Below are 22,165 nucleotides of genomic sequence, written 5' to 3' on the forward strand. Positions count from 1 at the left end.
CCGCGCTTATTCAGCCGCCATTCGCCGTGGTTCACTGGATTGCAAGGGAAACACTTTTGCCGGGTTCAAAAGCCATTTGGGATCAAACACATCTTTGACCGCCATCTGAATATCCAGATCCGCCGCGGCGTATTGATCAACCATCAAGTCACGCTTTTCGATGCCTACGCCGTGCTCACCGGTCAGGCATCCGCCCACCTCCACACAAAGCCGCAATATATCCGCGCCAAAGGCTTCACATTTCTCCAGATCACCGGGCTTGTTGGCATCAAACAGGATAAGGGGGTGCATGTTGCCGTCACCGGCATGGAACACGTTGCCCACGTCCAAGCCATAGTCTTTGCTCAACTCGCCGATGCGGCGCAAAACGTAGGGCAGCTGGCTGACGGGGATTGTGCCGTCGAGGCACATATAGTCGTTGATCTGACCCATTGCACCGAAGGCTGATTTGCGTCCGAGCCAGATCCGTGCGCTTTCTTCCGTGCTGGAGCTTTCACGCAGTTCCACGGGATTGTGGGTGCGTGCAATTGCAAGGATGCGTTCCAGTTGCGCATCGATTTCCTGATCAGAGCCTTCAACCTCAATGATCAGTAGCGCTTCGCAGTCTGGATACCCGGCTTTCGCAAAATCCTCTGTTGCGCGGATGCAGGGGCGGTCCATGAACTCAATCGCCACAGGCAGGATGCCCGCTTTGATGATGTCGCTGACGCATTGCCCGGCCACTTCGTTGCTGTCAAAGCCCATCAGCACGGGTCGCGCACCTTCTGGCTTGTGCAAAATGCGCAGAGTGGCTTCGGTGACCACACCTAGCTGACCTTCGCTGCCGCAGATCACGCCGAGCAGATCGAGGCCACCCGCATCCAGGTGCGCGCCGCCGATTTCCATAATTTCGCCGTCCATGGTGACCATGGTGACGCCCATCAAGTTGTTGGTGGTCACACCGTATTTCAGGCAATGCGCGCCGCCGGAGTTCATGGCGATGTTACCGGCAATCGCACAGGCAAGCTGGCTTGAGGGGTCTGGCGCGTAAAAGAAGCCATCTTCTTCTACTGCGCCGGACACACTCAGATTGGTGCGGCCTGTCTGAACGCGGATAAAACGGTTTTCATAGTCCGTCTCCAGAACTTCGGTCATGCGGGCGACACCCAGTATGATCGAATCCGCCGTTGGCATTGAGCCGCCCGCCAATGAGGTGCCCGCGCCGCGCGGCACAACAGGAACATTCTCATCGTGGCAGATTTTAAGAACTGCCGCGACTTCTTCTGTGGATGCAGGCAGCACTGCCGCCAAGGGTGGGCAGCGATAGGCGGTCAGCGCGTCACATTCGTAAGCGCGTGTTTCGGCCTCGTCGGAAATCACCGCGTCTGCGGGCAAAACTTGTCTAAGGCGGCTGACAATGCGCCCCTTTTTGGCAAGCACTTCCGAGTTTGGGGTTGGCATGTCCATGGCTGGCCTCCGAAGTAATTGGTAATTTTATATAACCAATATTGCGGGCTGGCAAGCGTGAGGTGAAACCGTTAGTGTGGGGCCATGACCATGACACAGCTTTTTCTGCAGTTTTCACCGCTTGATTTCGTCGCAGTCGCGGTGAGTTTGATTGCGTGGATTGTAACCACCCATCTCATTGAAAACCCGCCCAAAAACAGACCCTCTGTGTCGCATTTGATGGCGTTTTATCGGCGAGAGTGGATGGTGCATTACGTGGAGAGAAGTGCCCGTATTTTTGATGCGCAGATTATGGGTAATCTCCGTCAAAGTACCGCCTTTTTTGCGTCTTCGTCGATGATTGCATTGGGGGGTTTGGTTGCGTTGATTGGGAATACTGACCAAATCGCGGGCATCACTCAGGACCTGACGCAGACTGCCGATTCCACAACGGTGCTTGAAATCAAGCTGATGCTGATCCTGTTTTTTATTGGCAATGCGTTTCTAAAATTTGTCTGGTCTCACAGACTGTTTGGCTATTGCTCCGTGCTGATGGGGGCTGTTCCCAATGAGAAAGATCACCCAGCGGCATTGTCACGGGCGGACAAGGCGGCGGATGTGAATATCACCGCAGCGCGCAGTTTTAATCGTGGCATACGGGCGATTTACTTTGGCTTGGCGTCTGCTGCTTGGCTGCTCGGTCCAGTGATGCTGTTGGTGGGAATATCAGTCACTGTGATTGTGTTGGGACGACGCGAATTTGCATCACAGTCTCGCGCCGCATTGCTGCGAGAGCCGCGCTAAAGCGCAGCTTTGGGTCAGAGATTGTGGTGCATTGCAGCAGTGCGTGTGGACTGTTGCTGCGCCGGATCGTGAGTCCGCGCGGCTTACACCCGATGATAGGGTGCGCCTGCCAGAATGCTGGCGGCGCGATAAAGCTGTTCGCTGAGCATCACGCGGGCCAGCATATGTGGCCAAACCATTTTACCAAAACTGAGTTTGGCATCCGCACGGGCCCGAAGGCTCGGATCAATCCCGTCGGCCCCACCAATCACAAACGCCAGATCTCCGCGCCCGTCGTCGCGCCAGCCGCCAAGCATCTGCGCGAAATCAGGGCTGCTCATCAGTTTGCCGCGTTCATCCAATGCGCAGATCACAGCGCCTTTGGGGATGACACCTTCCAGCAGGCCAGCCTCTGCCGACATGCCGCCGCCTTTGCGGTCTTCGACCTCATGCACCGCAATCGGGCCAAGGCCCAGGGCCCGCCCGGTGCGGTCAAAACGCGTCAGATAGTCATCAAGAAGGTCGCGCTCCGGGCCAGACCGCAGCCGACCTACGGCGCAGATGTGCACTTTGAGTGCCATGTCGCTGCCTTGTGCTGTGGCGACGCTACGCGAGGCGCGCGCCGCGCAGAGTTATGCAGAGCCGCCGGGCACCCACATTTTTTCCAGCTGGTAGAACTCGCGCACTTCCGGACGGAAGATATGCACGATCACATCGCCGGTATCCACAAGCACCCAGTCTCCGGACTCTTTGCCTTCAACCTTGGCGCTGCGGCCAAACTCATGTTTGAGCCGTTCCACAAGCTTCTCGGCGAGGGCCACCACCTGACGCGAGGAGCGCCCGGAGCAGATCACCATATAATCGCCAATCGACGTTTTGCCGCGCAGATCGATCTGCACAACGTCTTCGGCTTTATCTTCGTCGAGAGAGGTGAGAATGCGGGCAAGCAAGTCCTCGCTTGTCGCATCCGAGGCGCCCGATGTCAGGATCGGACCGGTATCAGCAGCATTTGCCACGTCAGTGTTCAAAGACAGAAGTCTGCCCTCCATGCAACGCACCGCAAAGCCCCGGTGCCGGGCCTGAATTCAAGATAGCACCGGTTGGACTCATTCTCAACGAAAGGCAAGCGAGAATCACTCTGACTGGAAAATTTGGCGCAGAAAGGCAGCGTTTTGAGGGAAATGAGCCTCTGTGCGTCTCCTACACGTTTTGGTTCGGGGGTTCTTTGGGGGTGCTGTCTTCTAGCATGCGCACCTCCCGTTGTGGGAAAGGCAGGGAGATATTGTGCTCTTTGAACGCATCCCAAAGAGCCAGATAGACATTGCCGCGAATGTTGGTCAGCCCGCCTGTGGGATCTTTGATCCAGAAGCGCAGGATGTAGTCCACGCTGCTGTCGCCAAACCCCACGATATGGCATACGGGTGTGTTGGGGTAAGTCAGAACCCGGCCAACCGACTTTGCGGCGGTGACGGCCACGTCGCGCACCAGATGCGGGTCATCATCATAGGCGGTGCCAAAGTAGATATCGAGCCGCACGAAGGTGTCAGAATGGGACCAGTTGACCACCTGGTTGGTGATCAAATCTTCGTTGGGGATCAGGAATTCGCGGCCATCGCGGGTGACCACGCTGACGTAGCGTGCGCCCAAGGAATTGATCCAGCCAAAGGTTTCGCCCAGCGAAATCACGTCCCCGGGTTTGATCGACTTATCCATCAGGATGATCAGGCCGGAGACGAGGTTTGAGACCACTTTTTGCAGGCCAAAGCCAAGGCCAACGCCAACAAAACCGGTGAGAAAGGCCAAGCCGCGCAGGTCAAAACCAATAATCCTGAGGCCGACAAAGAAGGCCGCCGTGTAAAGGAACACCTGCAGCAGCTTTCCAAAGAGCACGCGCATCGAAGGCGATATGTCCTCGCTGCGGCTGAGGCGGCTGTCGGCCTGTCGCGCGGCAAGGCGGGCAATGACAAACGTGGCGCCCAGCATCAGGATGGCCTGTGCCATCATCCAGAGGGAGATGCGGGTTTCGCCAAAGGTGAGCGACATGCTGTCCATCAATTGCACGGCATCATCGCGCAGACCGGTGAGCACAAGGGTGACCCAGATCCACGCCCCATAGCGCAGGATTGCGCGCAGGGTGGTGTTTTGCACAACCCGCAGAACGACCACAACGAACAGCCAGGCAAGGGCAAGGTTGCCCAGTTCAACCAGCAGATAAGATCGACTTGGCCATGTGACGGCGCGCATCACCCATACTGTGAACCAGATCAGAAGGGTAAAAAAGATGAGCGCCATACGCCGGTGCACCATCATGGCATAGCGATACCGCCATTTGGGCCAGCCTTCGCGGGACTTCAGCCAGTCATACAGCTTGGGTTGAAAGATCAACGCGAGCGCGGTGGCGATGACCATCAAGATCAGAGCAATCAGAACCTGATAGGCCGCCCAAGGGCGCAATAAGGTTTCTGCAAAAGTGACCACCTGATCCCAGATACCAAGCGCAATGTCTGTGGTTTCTGGCGCATCTTGATCCTGCGCCGTGGCTTCGGGATGCGGCACGGCACGGTCAACCCCCGCGACTCGATCCAGCTCTGAGAGCTCGTCTGCAGTTGGGTCTGTTGGCGTGATGTCTTCTTCCATGTGATGAGTTTTGCACGCCAGATCGTCTACAGCAATGCGCGCTGACTTCCGGCAACAGGTTGCGCGTCAAATACTTGAAGGAATCTCTTTGCGCGTATAAGTGGGGGGCATGACTCGTATTTATGAGATATCTGACCGCGCCTTTTTGCCATGGCGCTTTTTTGGTCAATCGAAATCCGTCATCGCCGGCCTATAAAGGTACGGCGTGCGCCTGCGCGCCTGTTTGACAGCCAAAACTTCAGCTACACAATCAGAATGGAGAGGACCCATGTCCCCCAAAACCCTCTATGATAAAATCTGGGATGCCCATGTCGCGCACGAAGCGGATGATGGCACCTGCCTGCTCTACATTGACCGCCACCTCGTCCACGAAGTGACCAGCCCGCAAGCCTTTGAAGGGCTGCGCATGACCGGTCGTAAGGTGCGCGCACCTGAGAAAACCATCGCTGTGCCGGATCACAACGTGCCGACCACTGCAGGTCGTGAAAATCCGGAACAGATGACCGAAGAGAGCCGCATTCAGGTGGCCGCTTTGGACAAAAACGCCAAGGAATTTGGTGTGCACTACTATCCTGTGTCTGACGTGCGTCAGGGCATCGTGCACATTGTTGGCCCGGAAAACGGCTGGACCTTGCCCGGCATGACTGTGGTGTGCGGTGACAGTCACACCGCGACACACGGCGCGTTTGGCTCTTTGGCGCATGGTATCGGCACCTCTGAGGTGGAGCACGTGCTCGCAACCCAGACGCTGATCCAGAAGAAATCCAAAAACATGAAGGTGGAGATCACCGGTAAGCTGAACCCCGGCGTGACCGCCAAGGACGTGACGCTGGCGATCATTGGTGCGACCGGCACCGGTGGCGGCACAGGCTATGTGATCGAATACTGTGGGGAAGCAATTCAGTCGCTGTCCATGGAAGGCCGTATGACCGTCTGCAACATGGCGATCGAAGGTGGCGCGCGCGCTGGTCTGATCGCGCCTGACCAGACAACCTTTGATTATTGCAAAGGCCGCCCACACGCACCGAAAGGCGGCGCTTGGGAGCAAGCCGAAGCCTACTGGCGCACGCTGTTCACCGATGAAGGCGCGCATTTTGACAAGGTGGTCACGCTGAAGGGTGAAGACATCCAGCCGGTTGTGACTTGGGGCACCAGCCCTGAGGACGTGCTGCCGATTACCGGTGTTGTACCCTCCCCAGACGATTTCGAAGGCGGAAAGGTGGAAGCGGCGCGTCGCTCCATCGAGTACATGGGGCTGACTCCGGGCCAGAAGTTGACCGACATTGAGATCGACACTGTGTTTATCGGATCCTGCACCAATGGTCGCATCGAAGATATGCGCGCCGCGGCTGAGGTGCTGAAGGGCAAAAAAATCAAAGACGGCATGCGGGCCATGATTGTGCCTGGCTCTGGCCTTGTACGGGCACAGGCGGAAGAAGAAGGTCTGGCGGATATCTTCCGTGAGGCAGGCTTTGAGTGGCGTCTGGCGGGGTGTTCCATGTGTCTGGCGATGAACCCGGATCAGCTTTCTGAAAATGAGCGCTGTGCCTCGACCTCCAACCGGAACTTCGAAGGCCGTCAGGGCTACAAAGGGCGCACGCACCTTGTATCCCCTGCCATGGCCGCTGCTGCCGCGATCACCGGCAAGCTGACTGACATTCGCGAGCTGATGTAAGGAGCCAGCGTTATGAAAAAATTCGAAACCTTTTCCGGTATCGCCGCGCCTATGCCGCTGGTGAACATCGACACCGATATGATCATCCCTAAGGTCTTCCTGAAGTCGATTGAGCGCACGGGCTTTGGCAAAAACCTGTTTGATGAGATGCGCTACAACCGTGATGGCACCGAGATCCCTGACTTCGTGCTGAACAAATCGCAGTATCGCGACGCTCAGATCCTGATTGCGGGCGACAACTTTGGCTGTGGCTCCTCGCGTGAGCACGCACCATGGGCGCTGGATGACTTTGGCATCAAGGTGATTGTCTCGACCTCTTTTGCCGACATCTTTTTCAACAACAGCTTCAAGAACGGCATGCTGCCGATCGTTCTGCCACAAGAGCAGGTTGATGTGTTGATGGCGGATGCGGAAAAAGGCGCGAACGCGCGTATGACCGTGGATCTGGAAGCACAGGAGATCACCACGTCAGACGGTGACGTCATCAAGTTTGAGGTGGATGCGTTTAAAAAACACTGCCTGCTGAACGGTCTGGATGACATCGGCCTGACAATGGAGAAAGAAGCCTCCATTGATGCCTATGAGGCCACAGCAGGCGCCGAGCGTCCTTGGGTTTGAGTAAACCTCAGTCATAAGTAAAATCAGAGGCGCTGCCCCCCGGGCGGCGCCTTTTTTTGTTGGAGTGTTTTATGGATCTTTCAGACACGTCATTTGAGACCGAGCGCCTCCTTGTCCGCAGTTGCCAAGTCGCCGATGCAGAGGCCCTTGCCGGGCTTATGACCCCTTCCATCAGCGCCTGTCTTGCAACATGGCCTGCGCCGCTCTCTGTGGCGCAAGCACGAGCAATTGTGGTCGATTTCATCGAGGCGGCCACGGTCGGCAAAGCTTTTGGTGCTGTGATTATCAGCAAGCAAACAGGTGAGATCGTCGGTTGGTTTAAAATTGATCTGTCTGAGGCACCTGAGGTGGTTGGAGAGTTCGGCTATTGGATTGGTGAGGCGCATCAACGCAAAGGCTATGCCTATGAAATCACGCGCGGGGCATTTGACTTTGCGTTTCATATTTTGAATGTGACGGTGATGCGCGCGGGTGCCCGATTGGACAACGACGCCTCCCTCAAGCTGCTTGAGAAGCTTGGCATGACATGTGTTGGCAGCGAACGCTTTTGGACACCTGCGCGAGAACGCTATGAGGACTGCGCCTTTTGGGAGTATGAAAAACCGCGTCGATGACGGTTTTGGGCCCGATCTCGATTTTGAGTGCATGGCTGGGATTTGCACATTGCGGCAAGAATGTGGCGCCCTAGTTTACCTTAGGTAAATCTGCATTGATTCTCAGGTGCTTAGGGTCACTTTGCGCGTTTAGGTGCAGTAAAGTTAACAAAATAACGCGTTTTTGGGGGTGGAGTTGGTGCATTCCCGCATCACTCGACGTCTGTAGTGGTTGTTTGTTAACCCTTTGGCAAACAATCCCTTGAGCCAAAACAGTTTTCAGAGTGAAATTGAGGCAGAAATGGGGCAAACCGCCACTAAGCGCGGATAAAGACGGAATAAGCTTGCGGCAGCGTATCGCGGCGTCCGGTTAAGGGTACTACAGAAGTGATAACTAAAATCGTTGGGGCGGGCACCCGCGCGGGGTTGGTGGCATTGCTGTTTGCACTGCCAGCCATTTTACTACCATCTGTCGGTTCAGACGCGATCCAGATCATGATGCTTTTTGCACTGTTGGCTGGATGTCTTGTGTTTGTTGAGTATGTCTCAAATGCACCGTCGATCCTTGAATTTCGATATGCGCCGCCGTTCAATCGGTTGCGATATCTTGCGATTTTTCTGACAGTTTTTGCGCTTTCCGTCATTGCCCGCGGAGAAGTTGCCCCCAATGCGTTCACAGCCTTCTTGCATGCCCTTGGCCAGTTGGTCGGGGACGCGATCGACTTCCCCTATTCGCCTGTGCGCTTGATGGTGATCATGCTGCCAAACAACGCGACGCCGGAGCTGGTTGCCCAGGTCCGTACCGCGGCTGGCCTGTCTTATCTCATCTCTCTCGTGACCCTTGTTGTCTTTTATTTCTACGTGCGCGTCCTTGGTTGGCCTGCGCGCAACGGGGCCTTCAATGTTTGGGTAAACCTGCCGCTTTTTGATCCAACGGCTGGCGGGGATGTGATGCCGCGTCTGCTGCGCGACGGGCGTCTTAACATTTTGTTAGGCTTTCTTATGCCTTTCTTAATCCCGGCGATTGTTCAAATGATGTCAGATCTCATTGATCCGATCCATTTGAGTGACCCTAAGACGATGATCTGGACGATGAGCGCATGGGCTTTCATTCCGGCCAGCATGATCATGCGCGGCATTGCGATGACGCGCGTTGCGACGTTGATCAACGAGAACCGGCAGCGTGCCTATGCCGCCACTCATGCTGGACATGCACAAGTGACTTCTTCGGCAGCCTGACCAAAGGTCTCTTTGGTGGGCTCCTTATCTGCGCGTTGTCGATCAGCCGCGTATGGGCTGAACCCCTTAGAATTGCCACCTACGATGTGGAACTAACCCGCAAGGGGCCGGGTTTGATGCTGCGGGATATCTTGCGGCGCGAGGATCAAACGCGTGCTGTGACACAGGTTGTGGCACATGTTGCGCCGGATATTTTGTTCCTTCAGGGTGTGGACTATGACGCGGACCTCTTGGGCGCAAAAGCACTGCAGGATCAGTTCGCGGAGGCAGGGGTGGCCTATACCCATCTGTTTGCACTGCCGCCAAACACCGGGGTGCCGACAGCGCTGGACATGAACGGCGACGGGTATCTGCATGATGCAGAGGACGCGCAAGGCTTTGGCCACTTCCGTGGGGCGTCGGGGCTTTTGGTGTTGTCGCGCTGGCCCTTTGGTGCAGTAGAGGACTACAGCACTCTGCTTTGGCGGGATTTACCAAATGCGCAGATGCCAGACATTGACGGGGCTCCTTTCCCTTCGATTGAAGCACAGGCCATTCAGTGACTTTCGCACACAAATCACTGGATTCTGCCCGTTGAGCACCCAGAGAAGCGCCTAAGTCTACTGCTTTGTGCGGCGGGACCGCCGGTGTTTGACGGGCCTGAAGATCAGAATGGGTTGCGCAACGCTGATGAAATCCGTCTTTGGGTGCATCTGTTGAACGGGGCGCTGGGGCCAGTGCCTGACGCCCCCTTTGTGCTCATGGGCGGGGCCAATCTTGATCCGGATCGCGGGGAAGGGCGGCGACATGTAATCGCCAGTTTGCTCGCCGATACGCGCTTACAAGATCCTTTGGCGGAGTCCGGACCAACCGTGGATTGGCGCGAGCCACGTCCGGGGGATTTGCGTGTCGACTACCTTTTGCCATCCGCAGATATCAGAGTGCTGGAGGCGGGGGTGTTCTGGCCAAAAGCGCCAGATCCAGATGCGCGGCTTCTTGTGTTCAATAAGGTTCGTGCCAGTCGGCACCATATGGTTTGGGCGGACATTGAATTTTGACCTGATTTTCGGCCAAACGAGGGAGTCAAAGTCCCTTGTTTCTTGATCTTTTGCGCCTGTCTCGCTAACCCGTAGCGAACCCAAAGGATCAAGGACGACACTTATGAGCAACCCTTCGCTTCTCATCCTCGCCGGCGACGGCATCGGCCCCGAAGTCATGACCGAAGTGCAGCGCATTATCGGCTGGTTTGGCGACAAGCGTGGCCTGAAATTTGACGTGAGCGAAGACCTCGTGGGCGGCGCAGCATACGACAAACACGGTGTGCCGCTGCATGATGACACCATGGCGAAAGCCCAAGAGGTGGACGCGGTTCTGCTGGGCGCTGTGGGCGGCCCTAAGTACGATGACCTGGACTTCTCGGTGAAGCCAGAGCGCGGTCTGCTGCGTCTGCGCAAGGAGATGGATCTGTTTGCCAACTTGCGCCCGGCGCAGTGTTTTGACGCGCTCGCGGATTTCTCTTCTTTGAAAACCGACATCGTGTCTGGCCTTGATATCATGATCGTGCGTGAGCTGACTGGCGGTGTGTACTTCGGCGAGCCACGCGGTATCTTTGAAGAGGGCAACGAGCGTGTGGGCATCAACACCCAGCGCTATACAGAAAGCGAAATCGAGCGCGGCGCACGTGCGGCTTTTGAACTGGCGATGAAGCGCGACAAACGTCTGTGCTCCATGGAAAAAGCCAATGTGATGGAAAGTGGCATCCTGTGGCGTGAAGTGGTCAATGAAGTGGCCAAAGACTACCCCGAGGTGGAACTGTCTCACATGTATGCAGACAACGGCGCGATGCAGCTGGTGCGTGCGCCTAAGCAGTTTGACGTGATCTACACCGACAACCTGTTTGGCGACATTCTGTCTGATTGTGCGGCGATGCTGACCGGTTCGCTGGGCATGCTGCCGTCTGCGTCTCTTGGTGCGCCAATGGCCAATGGCCGCCCGAAAGCGCTGTATGAGCCGGTACACGGCTCCGCACCTGACATTGCTGGCCAAGGCAAAGCGAACCCCTGCGCATGTGTGCTCTCCTTTGCGATGGCCCTGCGCTATTCCTTCAACGAAGGTGCGGAAGCAGATCGTCTGGAAGCGGCGGTTGAAAAAGTGCTGGCTGACGGCGTGCGTACCGCCGACCTGATGCAGTCCGAAGGTGAGACACCGGTATCGACCACTGAGATGGGCGATGCGTTGCTGGCAGCGTTGGACGCAAGCCTGTAATTGCGGGCAAACATAACCAAAACAAAAGGCGCCTCGTTGGGCGCCTTTTTCTTTGACCGTTTGTTTATTGCAAAGAGGGGCGTGGGTTCTTCTGCGCGTGGCTGTAAATGGATTTCACGCTCCATTCCACTGAGCTGCGCATGGTGCGGCCAAGGGCGGTGTCAAAGGCAAGCACCACATCATTGATGTCATCGCTTGCGGTTTGAACCAGCGCTTCAAAAGACTTTGAATCAATGATCAGGTTGTTGAAAGAATCCACGATTTTCAGGTTCAGTCGCACGTGAATTTGCAGGGCCTCTGAGCCTTCCACCTGAACAGCGGGCAATCGCGCCTGAAACTCTCTGAGGTCGGTGACAATGACGTAATCGGGGCGCAGCCCCACGCTAGAGCGACCGACAGAGCGGACTTTGCCGCTGTTCTCATAGCTTTCCACCAACAGATTCTGCACGATCACCGGTGCGCGATCGACCCAGCGCGCGCGGGGGAGATACTCGATCTGGTAGGGTGTGGGCTGTACAGCGATTTGGTCGGTGTTTACCGCAGAGGATGCCGTAGGTTCCTCCACAACGATTTGTTGACGAATGCGGGGCAGACCCGATGCAAACGTGCTTTTAGGCGTAAGCGTGTAGAGATCCGTGGGCGTTGTGGCGCGATTGAGCGTTTCAAGCCCGGTGCAGCCAGAGAGCGCCATCGCGCCCAGCATCATGCTTGTCCATACCAGTCGCATCATCGACGAAACTCCGATCCTTGAGTGCCCAGAAGGAACCGTGCCGGGTCGCGCCTGATCAGCTCCACCAACCGGTCCATGTTGTTGACGAGAAACCGCGCCTCCTCGACGAAGCGGGTCGTTTGCGGCAAACCGATGCGGAAGAATTCCGTCACCTGACGCTCATTCTGCGCGACGATGCCATCCAAACGCCCCAAGAGATCTGAGGCTGACTGTGCCGCCGAAAGCACCTCGGTTGAAGCGCTGTTGAGATCATCGGTCACGGTCGTCACCGTTGCAGAGACAGCCGAAACTGCGCCGTTTAGTTCGCTCAGGATGCCTGAGATGTCTTCATCCAGAATACGATTTACGCCACTGAAGGTGTCATGTGCTGTGTCTAGGGTGACATCAGCGGTTTCCATCGCTTGATAGATCGCCTCAAGCGTTTTGTTGGAGCGCGCAAAGGTGTCGGTTGCTGCCAGCAGAGCGGCGCTTCCCTGTTCGGAGAGCACATCGAGATCCTCTGCGGCGCTGATTGCCAAAGTGTCGATGTTGCCGATCATCGTATTGGCAGAGGCGGCTGCCGCGCGGATGTCTGTCACAAGGTCAGGCAACTCGGTGTCGACGGTTGTGCGAATGGTGTCCAGAGCTGCGCGGGCGCTGGTTGCCGCTGCACGTGCGTCAGCCACAAAGGCGGCACCGTCGACGGTGACGAGTGTCGTCACACTTTCTGCCGTTGCCTCCACAGAGCGCAGCATTTCATCTGATAGGTCCAGTGCTTCGTCCAGATTGGCGAGTGTTGTTTTGGCTTCTGTGAGACGTGCTGTTGCCTCGGCAATCAGCACAGCGCCCTCGTTGGAAAGGGAGGAGACGCCCGTTTCGATTTCGGCCAGAGTGGTGTTGGCCTGATCCAGAAGAGGCGGCAGTTTCGTGTCGGTCAGGGCGCGCACAGAGGTCAGCGTCTGCGTGGCCTCATTGGCGAGCGGCTTAATGTCAGTGGCAAGCACCTGATTGGCTGTATCTGAGGTGGTGCGGACTGAGTTGAGCGTGTCCGTGGCAGTATTGGTGGCGGTTTCAAACGCGGCGATCGCGCTTTCAGATTGATCGACGCGCGCCTTAAGGCTGCTGCCGACTTCTTCGTAGCGGCTGATCAGGGTGGAGGCTTCCTGTCCGACCTGCGTGACCTGCGATTCCAGAGCTGAGGCGGTATCCTGTACCTGCTCGACGAGTGCGGGCAGACGCTCTTCGATCAGGGTGCGAGCAGATTGCATGGTGGCCAATGCAGAGGGTTCAAGTACGTTTACCACGCCTTCAAGTGCTGCGGCTGCCTCGGCACCACGTGTGATGAACTCGCTGAGCTGATCTTTCATCAGGGCATCGGCGGTGCCGAAAGCGCTTTCGGCGTTGCGCAGGGTGCCTTCTGTCCGGTCTGCTGCCGTTTGAATGCTGCCAAGCGTGTCTGTGGCTGCCAGCAGGGTTTCCTCGGCGGTGTTGGACAGCAATTCCAGACGCCCGGTGAAGGCCGCGATTTCGCGCGCGGCGCTGCCCACATCGGTGGACAGGGTCTCAAACTCTGCAATTGTGCGATCGAGGCGACCAGAGGCATTGGACAGGTTGTTGAGAAGCGCGGTGACCGCTTCGGTGTTTTCGTCGCTGACCACCGTCTGCAACCGTTCGAGCAGCGTGATCGCCTTTTCCATCAGCTCAGGCGCACCTTCGACGACAGATTGCAGGGCGCTGGGCTCGGTTGGAATCTCGCCAAAGGGGGGGAGGGGATCCGTGTCAGCGGTGCCCCCGGAGAGGGAGACAAAGCTCACCCCTGTCACACCTTGCCCCTGAAGTTTGGCGACCGTGTCCGTTTTGACCGGGGTGTCGGCGCTCACCTCGATGCGCACGCGCACCAGCGAGGGGTCCTCTTCATCCAGTTCAAGCATCACAACCTGGCCAACAGGCAGACCGTTGTAGCGCACGCCTCCGGCCATGCCGAGGCCTGAGACATTGTCAAAGAGCACGTCATAATAAGCGTATTGCCGTTCCAGATCGACTTTCGCGAGCCAGAACACAAAGAGGAAGGAGCCGATCAGCCCGACCAGCGCGAACACCCCTATCAGGAGATAGTTTGCCCGTGTCTCCATCTATTGAGACCTCCTACTGCCTTTGACCTGCGCCGCTCTGGCACGTGGGCCTGTGAAATACTCTTGCACCCAGGGGTGATCGATATCTGTCATGGTTTCGATTGGTCCTTCCACCAAGACGCGTTTTTCTGCCAGAACGGCGATCCGGTCACAAATGGCGTAAAGACTGTCAAGATCATGGGTCACCATAAACACGGTGATGCCAAGCGCGCGCTGCAACTCTCCAATCAAATCGTCATAGGCTGCGGCGCCGATGGGATCGAGGCCCGCCGTCGGTTCATCCAGAAAGACAATCTGCGGATCAAGCGCCAACGCGCGAGCCAATGCGGCCCGCTTGCGCATACCGCCGGAAAGCTCACTTGGGAGTTTTTCACAGGCAAAATGTGGCAGGCCAACAAGGCCCACCTTGAGCGCGCCGAGATCTTTCATGAGATTGTTCGAGAGCTTTAAATGCTCCCGCATCGGCGCCATCACGTTCTGTAGCACGGTCAGGCTTGAAAACAGCGCACCATCCTGAAACGCAACCCCCCAGCGGGTTTCCACTTTGCGTCGTTCGCTTTCCGGCGCGTTTAAAACATCGGTACCGAGCACTTCGATGTTGCCAGCCGCGGGGCGGTTGAGGCCCACGATGGTGCGCAACAGCACTGATTTTCCGGTGCCGGAGCCGCCAACAATGCCCAGAACCTCGCCACGCCAGACGTCGAGATCCAGATTGTCATGCACCACCTGCCGGCCAAACTGATTGCGCAGGCCGCGCACTTTGATCACCGCCTCCCGCTCCGCTGCTGCCTCAGGCATAGGCTGTGTGTCCACTGCGTTCATATGCCCAGCCCCGCAAAGAAAATGGAGAATAGGGCATCCAGTGCGATCACGAGAAAGATGCCCTGAACCACGCTGGAGGTGGTGCGTTGGCCCACGCTGGTGGAACTGCTTTTAACCTGAAACGCCTGCCAGCAGGCCACCACACCGATCACCAACGCAAAGAATGGCGCTTTGACCATGCCGACGAGCAGATGGGTTACATCGGTGTTTTCATAAAGCCGGGTGACGAACATGCCGGGGCTGACGCCCAGATTGATCCAACTCATCAGCCCGCCACCCAGCAGGCCGAAAAGATTTGCCACAAAGCCAAGCAGGGGCAGCATGATCAGCAAAGCCAGCACGCGCGGCACCACCAGCACCCGTATCGGATCAAGGCCAAGCGTTTGCATGGCGTCGATTTCCTGCTGCACTTTCATTGAACCCACCGATGCCGTGAAGGCCGAGCCGGATCGCCCTGCCACAATAATTGCGGTCAGCAAAATGCCGAGTTCGCGCAGGACGGAGATGGAGATGAGCTCAACCACAAAGACTTCTGCGCCAAAGCGCTGCAGCTGAGTGGCGCCCTGAAAGGCGAGGACCACACCAATGAGAAATCCCATCAGCCCGATGATGGGCACAGCGTTGAAGCCTGTGTCTTGCATATGCGTGACAAGCGAGGCCCAGCGCAGTTTGTGAGGGCGCGCCAATTCACGTGTGAGCGCCACAAGTGTTTCCCCCAAGAAGCTGATGAGCGAGAGTGCGCTTTGCCAGCCGCCGACCAGATTTTTGCCCCATTGCTCTAACCAGTCCCAGGGAGAGCGTGAGGGGGCGTCGCCTAAGTCGTCATTTGGCATGGCTGCGGAAACAGTGCGCAATAAGGCCATCTGATCTTCAGCGCCCCCTTCCAGCACGACCTCGACACCATGACTTTGGAGGCGATTTCGCAAGTCTGCGACCATCCAAGCGCCGCCTGTGTCCATCGCGGTTAACCCGCCCAGACGAAGCCGCAAAGTGCCGTGCTCCGCCGAAACCTGTGCAAATGGGCGCTCCATCTCTGCCAGAAATTCCGTCAACAGCGCGCCGCTAAGATGCACAACAGTTTCCGTGCCCGTCACATCCACGCGCAGGTCTGGGCGAACGCTGCTCATCGCGCAAAGATCATCTTGATGAAGGCATACGCCACTGTCGTCCCGATCATTCTGATCCCAAATGCGTGGAGGCTCATTGCGTTTGTGCGACTATTATCAAATCGTGCCAGCGCTTTAAAGCGCTGCTGCTCTTTGCGTGTGTTATCGCCTCGTCAGGCGTTGCTCCAAAACGTCTATCGTGGGGCGTGTCCATTGTTTGAGTGCGCGCATCACGACCAATCGCGCTTGAGCGCCTTCCCAATCCTGTCCCAATAGGTGGTTTGGGACCACCCCATGACGCAGGCAAAGCCGCCGCCAGTGATGCAATACGACGAGCCGCAGCGAGGTGCGCGTGATACAGTCATCCGGTGTAGGGTGGTTCAACGCAGTTTCCACTGCTGCGGCCAGTTCATCATATTCCGCGCGCATCACGTTCGGGGCGATGATCTCTACAACCCAGTTCGGTAGTTCTGTTGGGCTGAATGGGCTGAGAACACATCCGTCTGGGCAGGCATCGACATCCGAAACCAATGCGCTGCGTGTGGACAACAGGATGGATCCCTCGGGCAGGCGCGTTTCAAAATCCGCGACACTCAACGCTGGCGACCCAATCAGCAGATCAACGCGCGTTTTGTTTTGTTTGGTCGTGCCGTACACCTGTGGCCGGGCGCGTTCTGTGGCTGCCCAGCCCGTCGGCGACAGGCGGTGCACTGACATGCGCCCGCGTTTTTGGGTCACAATCCACCCGTCGCGCCGCAAACGATGCAAGGCAACGCGCAGTGCTTGGTTGTTGATCCCAAGACATCCAACCAGAGCATCCAGAACAGGGCCTGACATCCAGGCGTCTTCGTCTTGTAGGAGATCCCCCAGAATCGTCACGACGACCGACCACACTTTGATGGGCCCGCAGTCGCGCACTGTCTTGATATCTTCTGGCAGATCAACCTGTTGCATGACGGTACTTTACGCATGCCGCCACGCAACAACAAGCGCGGCGGTAACCCGCCATATTCATGCCGTTTTGGTTCGACATACAAACATAGATTGCAGAGTGCTTGGTGGCGGTGCGTCCCGGTCACAAACTCCCTCTGCGCCTGGTTTGATAGAGAGATTTATGTATTTTTCCCGCATTGCTTGCCTAATTGCGCTGTTGTTCTCGGCGGTACCTGCATTTTCTGAAGAGCGCCTTCAGCCGCTGCGCACACGTGGAGAGCTGCTTGGCTGGGAGGCGATCGGTCGGCTTGATGTCAAAGGAGCTGGGTATTGCTCGGGGGCATTGATTGCGCCGGATCAGGTGCTGACGGCTGCGCATTGCGTTTTTGACAATGCAGGGCGGCAGGTTGCCCCAGAGAACATCCTCTTTCGCGCAGGCTATGTTGCCGGAGAGGCCTTGGCTGAACGCACTGTCAGCCGTGTGGTTGTTGATGCTGGATATCAGGATGTTCCAGGGGGCAAGATCAGCAACAAGATGATCCGGCATGATGTAGCTTTGCTGCGTTTGGCCTCCCCGATTTCGACCTCTGAGGCCAATCCCTTTGCCATACATGTTGACCCGCAGGAGGGAGAAAAGGTCTCTGTTCTCAGCTATGGGCGGGGCCGGAGCGAGCATATTTCCTGGCAGCGGGACTGTTCGGTGCTAAGGCGCGGCTGGGGGCTTTTGACGTTTGATTGCAATGTGACCTACGGCTCCTCGGGGGCGCCGGTTTTTGTGCGCTATGGCAATCGGGTGCGCATATTGTCTTTGGTGTCGGCGGGCGATGATCTTGAAAACGGCAGCGCAGTTTCATTCGGCATGGAGCTTCCATCGGTGGTTGCAGAGCTGAAGCGACGCATGCGGGTGGGGGATGCGCCGGTCGCGAAGGTCAGCGCAGGGGCAAAGCGTATTCAGATTGGCAATCGCAGCGGCACCGGAGCAAAATTTGTCCGCGCGGGAGGGGGTTGAAACCTGTAATAGGCTTCCCAAATGATGTGTATCGAGGCGCCGATGATCGGGTCTCGCTTCTACACCGCCTGTCCGAATGGAAGGCACCTACATATTGTTGTCGCTCAATGGAGGATAACCCATGCGCACTTTTGATCTGGCTCCGCTGTACCGGTCGACCGTTGGCTTTGACCAACTGGCAAACATGATGGACCGTGTTTTGTCCAACGATGTCGCCCAGCCGAGCTACCCCCCATACAACATCGAAAAAACCGCCGATGATGCCTATCGCATTTCGCTGGCTGTGGCCGGTTTTTCCGCGGATGACCTGAGTATTGAGGTCAAGCAGAACGCTTTGATTGTGACCGCCAAGAAAGGCGAAGAGAGCAAAGACAAGACCTACCTGCACCGCGGGATTGCGACGCGCGCATTCGAACGCCGCTTCCACCTGGCCGACCACGTCCGCGTGACGGGTGCGAGCCACGAAGATGGCATGCTGCACATCGCGTTGCAGCGTGAAATCCCTGAGGCGCTGAAACCGCGCCGTATCGAGATTTCCACCGGTGCTCGCAAAGCCGTGGAGCAGGATGTGGTTGACGCAAAAGCCGTGAACTGACCTCCAAATCACTGACACACAAATTCTTCCCTTGTTGTCAGGCGCGCGCCTCAGATTGAGGCGCGCGTTTTGCGTTTGTCTGGTTGCAGTTCGCGTATGAAGGCGTCAAAGTCGCCCGGTTTTCTGATCATTGGTGGCTTTGTGAACCTCGGCGCTTTGAAATCTGGTAATTTCCGGGCCTATGTCTGTGGCGCGGCCTTTGGATTGATGGCGATCTGGATGCAGCGGATCGTTATGGGCTGGCTTGCGTGGGAGATGACAGACTCGCCCAGTTTTGTCGGATTTGTGGCGCTATTGATGTTTGCGCCGTCGATTGTGCTGTCGCCGCTGTTTGGTGTGTGGGTCGACCGCATCAGTGTGAAGCGCGCGATGCTGATTGTGCAAGGCATCAACATGGCGTTGTGCATCGCGCTGTGGGCGTTGGTGGCGGTTGGTATGATGACGCCGTTCTGGCTGGCACTGCTTGCGTTTCTGATTGGTGTGATGTTGGCAGTCAACCAGCCGGTGCGGATGGCCATGACACCACGACTGGTGCGACGTGAGCACGTGGGATCTGTGGTCACCATAGTGGCGATAAACTTCAATATCGCCAGAATGGTTGGGCCGGCGATTGGGGGGCTGTTGATTGCCGAGATTGGCGTTGCGCACACGCTTTTGGTCCAATGGCTGCTGTTTGTGCCTTACCTTTTTATTCTGTCCCGTTTGAGCCTTCGACCTAGGCGGGAGAGCGGTGGCGCGCGGGAGCCTTTTTTCACCGCACTTGGTGCCGGAATTCGCTACGTCTGGCAGGTCGCTGCCGTGCGCGAAGCCATGCTGCTGGCGGGCATGTTGGCGTTGGTGGCGCGCGGAACGCTGGAGGTTTTGCCACCGCTGGCTGATGGTGTGTTTGGGCGTGGCGCGGATGGTCTGGGCGTATTGATGAGTATCACAGGGCTCGGCGCAATTCTGGGGGGCTTCTCCAAAGCTCTGCTGCCCCCACAAACGCCGGGCCGCTTACCATTTCTGACACGTTTGGCGATCGCATTGGGGCTAATGCTGGTTGCGGTTTTAGGTGTGGCCCCAAATTGGGAGTTGGCTTTGGCTGTTGCAGCGGGGATGTCCTTTGTCACTACGCTGACCGCGATTTCCACGCAGACCGCCATTCAGCTGGATCTGGAAGATGATATGCGCGGGCGTGTGATGAGCCTCTGGGCTGTGCTTGCGGCAGGAGGGGCTGCAGTGGGCGCCGGGGGCGTGGGTGTTTTGGCGGATTGGCTTGGATTTCAGACAAGCTTGATTTGGTGCGGCAGTCTGTCTGCAGTTGCGGTGGCGGGCTATCTCGCGCTGTCTGGTCTGAAAAAGTAAACCCCGCTGCCGATGGGCAACGGGGCTCTGTCTGTCCGACGGGGAGGATCAGATCAGTTGGCAGCGGGTTCGATGTTGCCGATATTGAAGAACATCGTCTCACCAGAGTGATCGTCCACACCGTCGTTGTCTGTCGACACAAACGCTGTGCCGTCTTCTGAAATGGCCAGACCTTCCACTTTGTCGAGCACATAACCGCCGGTTGAGGTCAGATCCGGGAGCAGGTCACGCACCAGAGTTTTTGTGACAACAGGCAGTTCCCCACCCAGCGGGGCAGGCACCATGTCAGACGCCGCGACGCGGTAGATCTTTTTGGTCACCGCACGGTGGTCGTGCTGATTGTCGCGCTCCACGATGTAGACCCAATCGCCATGCGCCACGATTTCAGACAGGCCAACCCAACCGGTGGCAGGCTCGGCTTTGGGATAGTGCACCGCGCCCCACTCTTTGGTTTCCAAATTGTAAGATACCAGTTTCACGTGGTTTTTTGGGTCGTCTTTCCACTCACGTTGCACCGCCATCCAGAGCGTGTCGCCCAGCTTGGTGATGCCTTCAAACCCAAAGCGCTTTTCCACCGCCATCAGTTCTGCTGGCAGGCCAATTTCGCCTTTGCGGTCTTTGATCAGACCTTCGGCGGAGACGTGGTAGATGGCATGCGGGATCACACGGTCGGTGCGGCCTTCAGACGCCACATAGAAGCCACCGTTGCCATCAAGTGTGATGCCTTCCATATCGATTTTCTGCGCGGGGCTGCCGTCCTGACGGTGCACACGGATCACATCGACGATGCGGGCGGGTGTCTGGGTGGTGTCGATTTTGAAGATGGAGGGCTGGAAGCCGTAGAAGCTGTCATTCACGGCCCAGACGATGCCATTCTTGTCTGCGACCATGCCGGAAATCGCGCCCCAGCCAATCAGCTCATCCGCGCCTTCAGAGGTCAGATGTGGATATGCGGCAGGGGCGTCCTGATGTTCAAAAAGCATCACATGCGCCCGTGCGCCGCCATCTTCGATCAGGTCTTTCTCATTGGCAGACACCAGCAGATTGCGCTCTGGGATTGCCACATAACCTTCGGGGCCAACACCCGAGGGCAGCAGCTGTTTCAGCACAGGTTCTGCTGGGTTCGTAACGTCATAGACACCCACAACAGAGGCCCGTTCCGCGCCGACAAACACATAGGGCGTGCCGTTGAAGGTTGCGAAGGTCACACTCTCCGGCTCCACACCTTTGCTGTCAGAGCGTTTGTCCGGGTAGTGACCGATCTGAATGATCGCCTTTTCAAAATCGGTGCCGTTCTCGTAGACCACGGTGCCGTCTTTGTGGAAGATGGTCCAGCCGCGTGAGCCGCCATCCATGTCGCCCTCATTGGCTGTGGCGAAGTGATTGTCATCAATCCAAGTGACAGCATCGGGCTCGCGCAGGCGGCCTGTCTGACTTTCGGTGAAGATTAGTGCGCCGCGTTCGTCTGTCGCGTCGATGCCTTCAAGATCCACAGCACCTGCGGAGAAATGCGAAATGACTTCGCCCTCTTTGGAGACAACCACCATGTGGTTGTTTTCCTGCAAGGTCACAACGGTTTCGTCCAGCGCGTTGATGGAGACGTATTCCGGCTCTGGATCTTCTGGAGACACTTCAGCAAGGCCCGTCATGTCCACCATGCGCAGCGTGTCACACGCCAGCTCACCGTTGCGCAGCTCAACCATGGCCAACATGCCCGCGGGCATTTGACCTGTGCGGCCATCGCCAAGATCTTCGTCACGCTCATTTTCAATGGCGACGGACACAAAGCTCTGATCTGGCGCAATGGCGACGCTGTCAGGCTGTCCGCCCAGATCACAAGAAGCAGCGACAGTGCCATCCGCGATGTTGATCGCCTGAAGCAGGCCGGATGGCTGTGCGTAGTTCTCAGATGTGTTCACGCCGACAATCGCGAGGTCGCCAAACACGCCAACGGAGGTTGGCTCTCCCTCAAGCGCGACATTGCCGAGCGGCTTTGGCTGGGTCGGATCGGTGATGTCGATGCGCCCTAGAACACCCAGCGGGCTGTCGGTGTACACCAATGTCATACCATCAGCGGTGGCTGCGATGATTTCCGGGGAAGTTTCACGCGTGGTGTCCTCACCGTTGGCCATGTTTTTGACCACAGGGAAGGAGGCAATGCGGTTGAAATTCATTTCAGCGGTGGCGTGACCTGCGGTCAATGCCAGCGCTGACGTCAAACAAAAGCTGCGCAGCAACATTTGGTGTCTCCGTGTTGGTTCATGATGTGCAGGTCGCACCCGTGTATGACGCTGTGGCAAC

General features: G+C 57.1%; 21 protein-coding genes. 11 read left to right on the plus strand and 10 right to left on the minus strand.

All coding sequences use genetic code 11. The features are described from left to right. Window positions 1-6: 6 nt before the first annotated feature. Window positions 7-1,446 (minus strand): FAD-linked oxidase C-terminal domain-containing protein, encoded by a 1,440-nt coding sequence (locus PJL69_RS12295; protein ID WP_271309904.1) that lies wholly within the window; start codon window positions 1,444-1,446, stop codon window positions 7-9. 84 nt (window positions 1,447-1,530) lie between these two features. On the opposite strand from PJL69_RS12295, the gene PJL69_RS12300 reads away from it, so the two are divergent. Next, on the plus strand, window positions 1,531-2,229 hold the full coding sequence (locus tag PJL69_RS12300; RefSeq protein ID WP_441347490.1) for a DUF599 domain-containing protein: 699 nt from the start codon (window positions 1,531-1,533) through the stop codon (window positions 2,227-2,229). An 83-nt stretch (window positions 2,230-2,312) separates the two neighbouring features. On the opposite strand, the gene rlmH is transcribed toward PJL69_RS12300, so the two are convergent. The 3 genes from rlmH to PJL69_RS12315 form a co-directional block, all read right to left on the minus strand. Then, window positions 2,313-2,789, minus strand: coding sequence for a 23S rRNA (pseudouridine(1915)-N(3))-methyltransferase RlmH (rlmH, locus tag PJL69_RS12305; RefSeq protein ID WP_209097944.1), 477 nt, complete (start codon window positions 2,787-2,789; stop codon window positions 2,313-2,315). Between the two features lie 51 nt (window positions 2,790-2,840). Further along, window positions 2,841-3,257, minus strand: coding sequence for a ribosome silencing factor (gene rsfS, locus PJL69_RS12310; RefSeq protein ID WP_271309906.1), 417 nt, complete (start codon window positions 3,255-3,257; stop codon window positions 2,841-2,843). 151 nt (window positions 3,258-3,408) lie between these two features. Continuing rightward, window positions 3,409-4,845 (minus strand): mechanosensitive ion channel family protein, encoded by a 1,437-nt coding sequence (locus PJL69_RS12315; RefSeq protein ID WP_271309907.1) that lies wholly within the window; start codon window positions 4,843-4,845, stop codon window positions 3,409-3,411. Window positions 4,846-5,113: 268 nt separating this feature from the next. Between PJL69_RS12315 and leuC the strand changes: the two genes are divergently transcribed. The 7 genes from leuC (at window position 5,114) to leuB (ending at window position 11,214) form a co-directional block, all read left to right on the plus strand. Further along, window positions 5,114-6,520, plus strand: a complete 1,407-nt coding sequence (leuC, locus tag PJL69_RS12320; protein ID WP_271309908.1) for a 3-isopropylmalate dehydratase large subunit — start codon at window positions 5,114-5,116, stop codon at window positions 6,518-6,520. 12 nt (window positions 6,521-6,532) lie between these two features. Then, a complete protein-coding gene (gene leuD, locus PJL69_RS12325; protein WP_271309909.1) occupies window positions 6,533-7,138 on the plus strand; it encodes a 3-isopropylmalate dehydratase small subunit in 606 nt (201 codons plus the stop codon). 71 nt (window positions 7,139-7,209) lie between these two features. Then, on the plus strand, window positions 7,210-7,752 hold the full coding sequence (locus tag PJL69_RS12330; RefSeq protein WP_271309910.1) for a GNAT family N-acetyltransferase: 543 nt from the start codon (window positions 7,210-7,212) through the stop codon (window positions 7,750-7,752). Window positions 7,753-8,118: 366 nt separating this feature from the next. Then, a complete protein-coding gene (locus tag PJL69_RS12335) occupies window positions 8,119-8,970 on the plus strand; it encodes a hypothetical protein (protein ID WP_209097950.1) in 852 nt (283 codons plus the stop codon). A gap of 116 nt (window positions 8,971-9,086) precedes the next feature. Beyond that, window positions 9,087-9,512 (plus strand): endonuclease/exonuclease/phosphatase family protein, encoded by a 426-nt coding sequence (locus PJL69_RS20370; RefSeq protein ID WP_441347491.1) that lies wholly within the window; start codon window positions 9,087-9,089, stop codon window positions 9,510-9,512. Window positions 9,513-9,596: 84 nt separating this feature from the next. Further along, on the plus strand, window positions 9,597-10,007 hold the full coding sequence (locus PJL69_RS20375; RefSeq protein ID WP_441347492.1) for an endonuclease/exonuclease/phosphatase family protein: 411 nt from the start codon (window positions 9,597-9,599) through the stop codon (window positions 10,005-10,007). A gap of 103 nt (window positions 10,008-10,110) precedes the next feature. Beyond that, window positions 10,111-11,214 (plus strand): 3-isopropylmalate dehydrogenase, encoded by a 1,104-nt coding sequence (gene leuB, locus PJL69_RS12345; protein WP_209097951.1) that lies wholly within the window; start codon window positions 10,111-10,113, stop codon window positions 11,212-11,214. 64 nt (window positions 11,215-11,278) lie between these two features. Here leuB and PJL69_RS12350 read toward each other — a convergent pair whose 3' ends face one another. The 5 genes from PJL69_RS12350 to PJL69_RS12370 form a co-directional block, all read right to left on the minus strand. Next, window positions 11,279-11,944, minus strand: coding sequence for an ABC-type transport auxiliary lipoprotein family protein (locus tag PJL69_RS12350; protein ID WP_271309911.1), 666 nt, complete (start codon window positions 11,942-11,944; stop codon window positions 11,279-11,281). Continuing rightward, window positions 11,941-14,055: an MlaD family protein gene (locus PJL69_RS12355; RefSeq protein WP_271309912.1), complete on the minus strand. Its 2,115-nt coding sequence runs from the start codon at window positions 14,053-14,055 to the stop codon at window positions 11,941-11,943. Before PJL69_RS12355 ends, PJL69_RS12350 begins: the two co-directional genes overlap by 4 nt. Then, entirely contained in the window at window positions 14,056-14,877 is an 822-nt protein-coding gene (locus tag PJL69_RS12360) for an ABC transporter ATP-binding protein (RefSeq protein ID WP_271309913.1), read from the minus strand. It lies immediately after the preceding gene. Then, window positions 14,874-16,004, minus strand: coding sequence for an ABC transporter permease (locus PJL69_RS12365; RefSeq protein ID WP_271309914.1), 1,131 nt, complete (start codon window positions 16,002-16,004; stop codon window positions 14,874-14,876). Before PJL69_RS12365 ends, PJL69_RS12360 begins: the two co-directional genes overlap by 4 nt. A gap of 141 nt (window positions 16,005-16,145) precedes the next feature. Continuing rightward, on the minus strand, window positions 16,146-16,937 hold the full coding sequence (locus PJL69_RS12370; protein WP_271309915.1) for a PaaX family transcriptional regulator C-terminal domain-containing protein: 792 nt from the start codon (window positions 16,935-16,937) through the stop codon (window positions 16,146-16,148). 160 nt (window positions 16,938-17,097) lie between these two features. Here PJL69_RS12370 and PJL69_RS12375 point away from each other — a divergent pair, with 160 nt between their 5' ends. The 3 genes from PJL69_RS12375 to PJL69_RS12385 all read left to right on the plus strand — a co-directional run bounded on the left by PJL69_RS12375 (window position 17,098) and on the right by PJL69_RS12385 (window position 19,864). Further along, window positions 17,098-17,925, plus strand: coding sequence for a trypsin-like serine peptidase (locus PJL69_RS12375; protein WP_271309916.1), 828 nt, complete (start codon window positions 17,098-17,100; stop codon window positions 17,923-17,925). Window positions 17,926-18,046: 121 nt separating this feature from the next. Further along, window positions 18,047-18,520: an Hsp20 family protein gene (locus PJL69_RS12380; RefSeq protein ID WP_209097958.1), complete on the plus strand. Its 474-nt coding sequence runs from the start codon at window positions 18,047-18,049 to the stop codon at window positions 18,518-18,520. Between the two features lie 96 nt (window positions 18,521-18,616). After that, window positions 18,617-19,864 carry an MFS transporter gene (locus PJL69_RS12385; RefSeq protein WP_271309917.1) on the plus strand — a complete coding sequence of 416 codons (1,248 nt, stop codon included), beginning with the start codon at window positions 18,617-18,619 and terminating at the stop codon, window positions 19,862-19,864. Between the two features lie 53 nt (window positions 19,865-19,917). On the opposite strand, the gene PJL69_RS12390 is transcribed toward PJL69_RS12385, so the two are convergent. Further along, window positions 19,918-22,104, minus strand: a complete 2,187-nt coding sequence (locus PJL69_RS12390) for an esterase-like activity of phytase family protein (protein ID WP_271309918.1) — start codon at window positions 22,102-22,104, stop codon at window positions 19,918-19,920. Window positions 22,105-22,165: the final 61 nt, after the last annotated feature.

The sequence above is a fragment of the Shimia sp. MMG029 genome, from assembly GCF_027947445.1.
GTDB lineage: Bacteria > Pseudomonadota > Alphaproteobacteria > Rhodobacterales > Rhodobacteraceae > Shimia.

Bases quoted from the DNA above. Each gene is read 5' to 3' on its own strand.
- PJL69_RS12295 (WP_271309904.1), bottom strand. From the start codon at position 1,446: ATGGACATGCCAACCCCAAACTCGGAAGTGCTTGCCAAAAAGGGGCGC.
- PJL69_RS12300 (WP_441347490.1), top strand. From the start codon at position 1,531: ATGACCATGACACAGCTTTTTCTGCAGTTTTCACCGCTTGATTTCGTC.
- rlmH (WP_209097944.1), bottom strand. From the start codon at position 2,789: ATGGCACTCAAAGTGCACATCTGCGCCGTAGGTCGGCTGCGGTCTGGC.
- rsfS (WP_271309906.1), bottom strand. From the start codon at position 3,257: ATGGAGGGCAGACTTCTGTCTTTGAACACTGACGTGGCAAATGCTGCT.
- PJL69_RS12315 (WP_271309907.1), bottom strand. From the start codon at position 4,845: ATGGAAGAAGACATCACGCCAACAGACCCAACTGCAGACGAGCTCTCA.
- leuC (WP_271309908.1), top strand. From the start codon at position 5,114: ATGTCCCCCAAAACCCTCTATGATAAAATCTGGGATGCCCATGTCGCG.
- leuD (WP_271309909.1), top strand. From the start codon at position 6,533: ATGAAAAAATTCGAAACCTTTTCCGGTATCGCCGCGCCTATGCCGCTG.
- PJL69_RS12330 (WP_271309910.1), top strand. From the start codon at position 7,210: ATGGATCTTTCAGACACGTCATTTGAGACCGAGCGCCTCCTTGTCCGC.
- PJL69_RS20370 (WP_441347491.1), top strand. From the start codon at position 9,087: ATGCTGCGGGATATCTTGCGGCGCGAGGATCAAACGCGTGCTGTGACA.
- leuB (WP_209097951.1), top strand. From the start codon at position 10,111: ATGAGCAACCCTTCGCTTCTCATCCTCGCCGGCGACGGCATCGGCCCC.
- PJL69_RS12350 (WP_271309911.1), bottom strand. From the start codon at position 11,944: ATGATGCGACTGGTATGGACAAGCATGATGCTGGGCGCGATGGCGCTC.
- PJL69_RS12355 (WP_271309912.1), bottom strand. From the start codon at position 14,055: ATGGAGACACGGGCAAACTATCTCCTGATAGGGGTGTTCGCGCTGGTC.
- PJL69_RS12360 (WP_271309913.1), bottom strand. From the start codon at position 14,877: ATGAACGCAGTGGACACACAGCCTATGCCTGAGGCAGCAGCGGAGCGG.
- PJL69_RS12365 (WP_271309914.1), bottom strand. From the start codon at position 16,004: ATGAGCAGCGTTCGCCCAGACCTGCGCGTGGATGTGACGGGCACGGAA.
- PJL69_RS12370 (WP_271309915.1), bottom strand. From the start codon at position 16,937: ATGCAACAGGTTGATCTGCCAGAAGATATCAAGACAGTGCGCGACTGC.
- PJL69_RS12375 (WP_271309916.1), top strand. From the start codon at position 17,098: ATGTATTTTTCCCGCATTGCTTGCCTAATTGCGCTGTTGTTCTCGGCG.
- PJL69_RS12380 (WP_209097958.1), top strand. From the start codon at position 18,047: ATGCGCACTTTTGATCTGGCTCCGCTGTACCGGTCGACCGTTGGCTTT.
- PJL69_RS12385 (WP_271309917.1), top strand. From the start codon at position 18,617: ATGAAGGCGTCAAAGTCGCCCGGTTTTCTGATCATTGGTGGCTTTGTG.
- PJL69_RS12390 (WP_271309918.1), bottom strand. From the start codon at position 22,104: ATGTTGCTGCGCAGCTTTTGTTTGACGTCAGCGCTGGCATTGACCGCA.